3 protein-coding genes and 1 pseudogene are annotated in these 6,072 nt (G+C 68.4%); all 4 read right to left on the minus strand.

Annotated features, from left to right (window positions below; genetic code table 11):
- Nucleotides 1–381, minus strand: a pseudogene (locus L0H79_RS19945) (4Fe-4S ferredoxin); the annotation flags it as partial.
- Nucleotides 378–3,578, minus strand: coding sequence for a formate dehydrogenase-N subunit alpha (gene fdnG / locus L0H79_RS19950; RefSeq protein WP_301486389.1), 3,201 nt, complete (start codon nt 3,576–3,578; stop codon nt 378–380). The pseudogene L0H79_RS19945 and the gene fdnG, both read right to left, overlap by 4 nt.
- A gap of 162 nt (nt 3,579–3,740) precedes the next feature.
- A complete protein-coding gene (locus L0H79_RS19955; protein ID WP_301486390.1) occupies nt 3,741–5,228 on the minus strand; it encodes a catalase in 1,488 nt (495 codons plus the stop codon).
- The coding region (locus tag L0H79_RS22335) for a Fur family transcriptional regulator (protein ID WP_367652505.1) at nt 5,225–6,072 on the minus strand (848 nt) is incomplete at its 5' end. The genes L0H79_RS22335 and L0H79_RS19955, both read right to left, overlap by 4 nt.

Genomic DNA, 6,072 nt, shown 5'->3' on the forward strand with positions numbered 1-6,072 from the left:
AGTCGGAGTGGCAGTGGGAGCCGGCGCAGCGGCATACCCATCGTCCTGACCGGAACGGACGCTCGGCATCCCGAGCGACACGAGCCGACGTCCGGACTCGCGCGCTCGCGCGACCTGGGCGGGGCCCTGCTCGATGAAGGCGACGTGCCGCCACGTGTTGGCGCCGAGGGCGCCCGTGTTGTCGTACGACTCCCCGGTCAGCGCGAGGCCGTCCACGGGGAGCATGTTCCACTCCTTGCAGGCGACCTCGCAGGCCTTGCAGCCGATGCAGATCGAGGTGTCGGTGAAGAACCCCTTGCGCGGCGGTGGGTCGACCCACCCCGCGGCCGGCGCCGGGTCGTGCGGGCCCGAGAACTGGTTGCGCCTGACGGTCGTGCTCATCGCGACACCTCCTCGTTCGCCCCCGGGTTGAGCAACGTGTTGCCGGTCTCTGCGGTGGTCCCGGATCTGGAGCGGTACTCCTCGACGAGCCGCAACAGCGCCTCCCCGGTGGGTCGGCGCCCGGGCTGGATGTCGCACGAGGCGGCCTTCGACTCCTGGATCGCGACGTTGGGGTCGAGGGTGATCCCGATCAGGTCGTTGGCGCTGTCGCCGGACACGACGGCGTTGATTCCGCCGCGTCCCCAGTGGTAGGGCAGCCCGACCTGATGCACCGTGTGCCCCTGGATCGTCAGCGGTCTCATCCGCTCGGTGACCAGGACGCGCGCCTCGATGGCGGCCCGCGGCGAGACGATCGTGGCCCAGCCGCCGTTGGTCAGGCCCCGCTCGGCCGCGAGCTGCGGTGAGACCTCGCAGAAGAACTCGGGCTGCAGCTCGGACAGGTAGGGCAGCCAGCGGCTCATCCCACCCGCCGTGTGGTGCTCGGTGAGGCGGTACGTCGTGAAGACGTAGGGGTAGACCTGCCAGCCGGCCTCGGGAGCAGAGGGAGCCGTGAGGTTGTCCTTGCGGGGGAAGACGCGCCGGGCCGGGTTGCGCTGCTGCGCGTAGAGCGGGTTCTTGACCGGAGACTCCTGCGGCTCGTAGTGCGTCGGCAGGGGACCGTCGACGACACCCGAGGGCGCGAAGAGCCAGCCCTTGCCGTCGGACTTCATGATGAACGGGTCGATGCCCGAGAGACCCTCGGGGCCGCCGACGCCGTCGTCGGGCCGGTAGGACGGTGGCTTGGTGACCGGGAAGTCCGGTACGTCGAGCCCGGTCCAGCTGCCCTGCGCCTCGTCCCACCAGACGTAGGCCTTGCGCTCGCTCCACGGCTTGCCGTCGGGATCGGCCGACGCGCGGTTGTAGAGGATGCGCCGGTTCAACGGCCAGGCCCAGCCCCACTCGAGAGCCACCGGGCCCTGCTCGTGACGCGGCGGGCGCCGCAGGGAGGCGTTGACCCCACCGGCGTAGACGCCGGTGTAGATCCAGCAACCGCCGTCCGTCGAGCCGTCGGCGCGCATTTGCGTGAAGGAGTCCAGCAGCTGGCCGGCGTGCTCGCCCGTGAGGTGGCGTCCGTTGATCTCCCGGAGCACCGCATCGGCCGACGGCTCGCCGTGCTCGTCCTCGGGGTAGTCCCAGGTGAGGTCGAGGACCGGCCGGTCGCGCGGGTCGTCGGAGTCGGCCAGCCGGGCCCGCACCCGCTTGCCGAGCTCGTGGTAGAACCACAGCTCGGACCGGGCGTCACCGGGTGGCTGGACCGCCAGGTGGTGCCACTGAAGCATCCGCTGGGTCTGGGTGAAGGTCCCGTCCTTCTCGGCGTGCGCGGCTGCGGGCAGGAAGAAGACCTCGGTGCCGATCGTCGTCGGGTCGAGCTCGCCGGTCGCGATCTCGGGGCCGTCCTTCCAGAACGCCGCGGACTCGATGAGGTTGAGGTCGCGCACGACGAGCCACTTGAGCCGGGCCATCGCCTTGCGCTGCATCCGGCCGTGAGCGGAGCCGACGGCCGGGTTCTGGCCGAGCAGGAAGTAGCCCTCGACCGTGCCGTCGAGCATCTCCATCGTCGTCGCGTACGTGTCGTGCGACCCGGTCAGCTTCGGCAGGTAGTCGAAGCACCAGTCGTTCTCGGCCGTCGCTGCCTCACCCCACCACGACTTGAGCAGGCTCACCGCGTAGGTGTCGGTGGCCGACCAGTAGCTCTTGTCCTGCGTCGAGGTGACCGAGCCGACCCACTGCGAGAAGGTCTCGTGCCGGCCCGATATGGGCATCGGCAGGTAGCCCGGGAGCAGGTCGTAGAGCGTCGGGATGTCGGTGCAGCCCTGGATGCTCGCGTGACCACGCAGGGCCATGATGCCGCCGCCCGGGCGGCCCATGTTGCCCAGCAGCAGCTGGAGGATCGCCGCGGTCCTGATGTACTGGACGCCGACCGAGTGCTGCGTCCAGCCGACCGCATAGACGAAGGCCGTCGTGCGCTCGCGGCCACTGTTGGACGTGACGGCGTGAGCGACATACGCCAGGTCGCTTGCGCTGATCCCACAGACGTCCCGCACCATCTGCGGTGTGTAGCGCGCGAAGTGCCGCTTGAGGATCTGGAAGACGCACCGCGGGTCCTGCAAGCTCTCGTCACGCCGGATGGCGCCGTGCTCGTCGCGGGCCGGCTGCCAGCTCGCGTTGTCGTAGGCGCCTGCCTCGGGGTCGTAGCCGGAGAAGACCCCGCCGAGGTCCTCGGTGTCGCGGTAGTCCTCGCCGATGATCTCCGCCGCGTTGGTGTAGGCCCGCACGTAGTCCTCGAACCACAGGCCACCCTCCAGCACGTGGTTGATCAGGGCGCCGAGGAAGGTGATGTCGCTGCCCGCCCGGATCGGCACGTGCTTGCTCGCGGTCGCCGACGTGCGGGTGAACCGCGGGTCGACGTGGATGATCGTCGCACCGCGACGCTTGGCCTCCATGACCCACTGGTAGCCGACCGGGTGGCACTCGGCCATGTTGGAGCCCTGGATGACGATGCAGTCAGCGTCGGCGAGGCTCTGCTGGTAGGTCGTGGCCCCACCGCGCCCGAACGAGGACCCCAGACTGGGGACCGTGGAGGAGTGTCAAATCCGGGCCTGGTTCTCGATCTGGATCGCCCCGAGCGCCGTGTAGAGCTTCTTCATGAGGTAGTTCTCCTCGTTGTCGAGGGTGGCACCCCCGAGCGAGGCGATCCCCATCGTCCGGCGCAGTGGCCGGCCGTGCTCGTCGCGGTCCTGCCAGGTGCGCCGCCGGGAGGTGACGACCCGGTCGGCGATCATGTCGACGGCCTGCTCGAGCCCGAGGCTCGACCAGTCGGTCGCGTACGGCGCGCGGTAGAGGACCCGGGTCTGGCGCGTCGGTGAGTTGACGAGCTGCTCGCTCGCAGATCCCTTGGGACACAGGCGTCCTCGCGAAACGGGCGAGTCCGGGTCGCCCTCGATCTGGACGATCTTCTCGTCCTTGACGTAGATGTTCTGCCCGCAGCCGACGGCGCAGTAGGGGCAGACGGACTTGACGACCCGGTCGGCCGTCACGGTGCGGTTGGAGATCGCGCGCGTGCTCTTGCTCGTGACGGAGGAGCCTCGGCCGAGCCAGTCGCGGCTGGCCACCTGGCGCAGGACCGGCCACCCCAGGAAAGCCTTGCCGTCCGTCATCTCCGGCTCCTTCCGCGTCGTCGCGTCCCGTCCACCCTAGGTCGGGTTGCTGGAAACCGACAGGGGCCGGCCTGCCGAGTGGGTTGTGCGTGGTTGTGGTCGCTATGACGACCCAAACCGCGCACAACCCTCCGTCGGAGCTCCTCGCTCGTGCTCGCGGGCTCAGCCGGCGTTCAGCGCCTCGATCGCCTTGCGCACGCCCTCGCCGTAGGCCGGGTCGGCCTTCGTGCAGTTGGCGATGTGCCGCTCGATGGTCTCCTTCGAGGCGCCGGTGATCGCGCGGGCGGTGTTCTCGAAGAGCGCCTGCTGCTGCTCGGCGGTCATCTTGTCCCGGAAGAGGACACCGGGCTGGCTGTAGTAGTCCTCGTCGTCCTCGCGGAAGTCGAACCGGTCAGCCGTGGCGCCGACGGCCAGTGCAGGCTCGCGGTACTGGGGCTGGTCCTCGTAGCGCCCGTAGGAGTTCGGGTTGATGCTCGGGGTGCCACCTCCGTTGCTGTCGATCCGCATCGCGCCGTCGCGGTGCGGGGAGTTCCAGCTCGCGGCGCCTCGAGGGGAGTTGACCGGGATCTGGTGGTGGTTGACCCCGAGGCGGTAGCGCTGGGCGTCGCCGTAGGAGAACAGCCGTCCCTGGAGCATCTTGTCCGGCGAGAAGCTGATGCCCGGCACGACGTTCGCGGGGCTGAACGCGGCCTGCTCGACGTCGGCGAAGTAGTTGTCGGGGTTGTGGTTCAGCTCCCACTCGCCGACCTCGATGAGCGGGTAGTCGCCCTTGGGCCAGACCTTGGTCAGGTCGAAGGGGTGGTAGGGCACCTTGGCCGCGTCGCCCTCGGGCATGATCTGCACGTAGAGCTTCCACTTCGGGTAGTCGCCGCGCTCGATCGCGTCGTAGAGGTCGCGCTGGTGCGACTCGCGGTCGTGGCCGATCAGCTCGCCCGCCTCGGCGTCGGTGAGGTTCTTGATGCCCTGCTGGGTGCGGTGGTGGAACTTGACCCAGAAGCGCTCGCCCTCCGCGTTGTAGAACGAGTACGTGTGCGAGCCGAAGCCGTGCATGTTCCGGTACGTCGCAGGGATGCCGCGGTCGGACATGACGATCGTGACCTGGTGCAGCGCCTCGGGCAGGTTGGTCCAGAAGTCCCAGTTGTTCTCGGCGTTGCGCAGGTTGGTGCGCGGGTCACGCTTGACGGCGTGGTTGAGGTCGGGGAACTTCAGGGGGTCGCGGAAGAAGAACACCGGGGTGTTGTTGCCGACGAGGTCCCAGTTGCCCTCCTCGGTGTAGAACTTCACCGAGAAGCCACGGATGTCGCGCTCGGCGTCGGCCGCGCCGCGCTCGCCGGCGACGGTCGAGAAGCGCGCGAACATCTCGGTCTGCTTGCCGACCTCGGAGAAGATCTTGGCGCAGGTGTACTCGGTGATGTCGTTCGTCACCGTGAAGGTGCCGTACGCGCCGGAGCCTTTCGCGTGCATCCGGCGCTCCGGGATGACCTCTCGGTCGAAGTGGGCCAGCTTCTCCAGGAACCAGACGTCCTGCAGCAGCATCGGGCCGCGAGGGCCCGCGGTGACGGAGTTCTGCCCGTCCCAGACGGGTGCACCGGCAACGGTGGTCTGCGGTTGGGTGTTGCCCGGCTCCTGACGGGGGCCTTCCACGCTCATGTCGTCTCCTTCGATGGGTTCTCAAACTTGGGTATGCCGCTGGGCTCAGTCAGCGGAAGCGCTTGCTGACGTTGAGGGTCCGTTTCGTTCAGCTCTTCGGGCAGATGCGTCGCCGCGGCCCGCTCGAGGCACGCCGGGCAGTGGCCCCAGTAGATGACCTCGGCCTCGTCGATGGCGTAGCCGTGGTCGTCGCTGGCCTGTAGACACGGGCGCTCGCCGACCGCGCAGGGGACATCGGCGATGGCCCCGCACTCGCGGCAGATGGCGTGGTGGTGGTTGTCGCCGACCCGCATCTCGTAGCGGGCCGGTGATCCGGCCGGCTCGATCCGCCGGACGAGTCCGACGTCGGTCAGGGCTGCGAGGACGTCGTAGATCGCCTGGGTCGACACCTTGCCGAGGTCGGCGCGGACGGCTTGCGCGATGGTGTCGGCGTCGGCGTGCTGGTGCCGGCGGAGCTGCTCGATGACCGCGACGCGAGGCCTCGTGACCCGCAGCGCGGTATCGCGCAGGAGCGTCGTGGCGTCGGTCGGCGGCATGGTGCCAGCCTTCCACCTAATTTGGAACGGGTCAAGAAAAGCCTCGATCGACAGTGCAGTAATCCTGATCGACAGTGCAGCAGTCCTGATCGAGCGTGCAGTTCTCCCGATCGAGCGTGCAGTTCTCCCGATCGAGCGTGCACCATCGGATGAGATGGCTGAACCCTCGAACCCGAGCAATGAACTGTCGACGCGAACTACTGAACGTTCGATGCGGACTGCTGCACTCTCGAACGGGATTACTGCACTCTCGAACGGGATTACTGCACTCTCGAACGGGATTACTGCACGTTCGATGCGGATTACTG

Source organism: Intrasporangium sp. (genome assembly GCF_030452765.1).
Lineage (GTDB): Bacteria > Actinomycetota > Actinomycetes > Actinomycetales > Dermatophilaceae > Intrasporangium_A.

Excerpts from the sequence above, each read along its gene's own strand:
- L0H79_RS19955 (WP_301486390.1), bottom strand. The coding sequence starts at position 5,228 with ATGAGCGTGGAAGGCCCCCGTCAGGAGCCGGGCAACACCCAACCGCAG.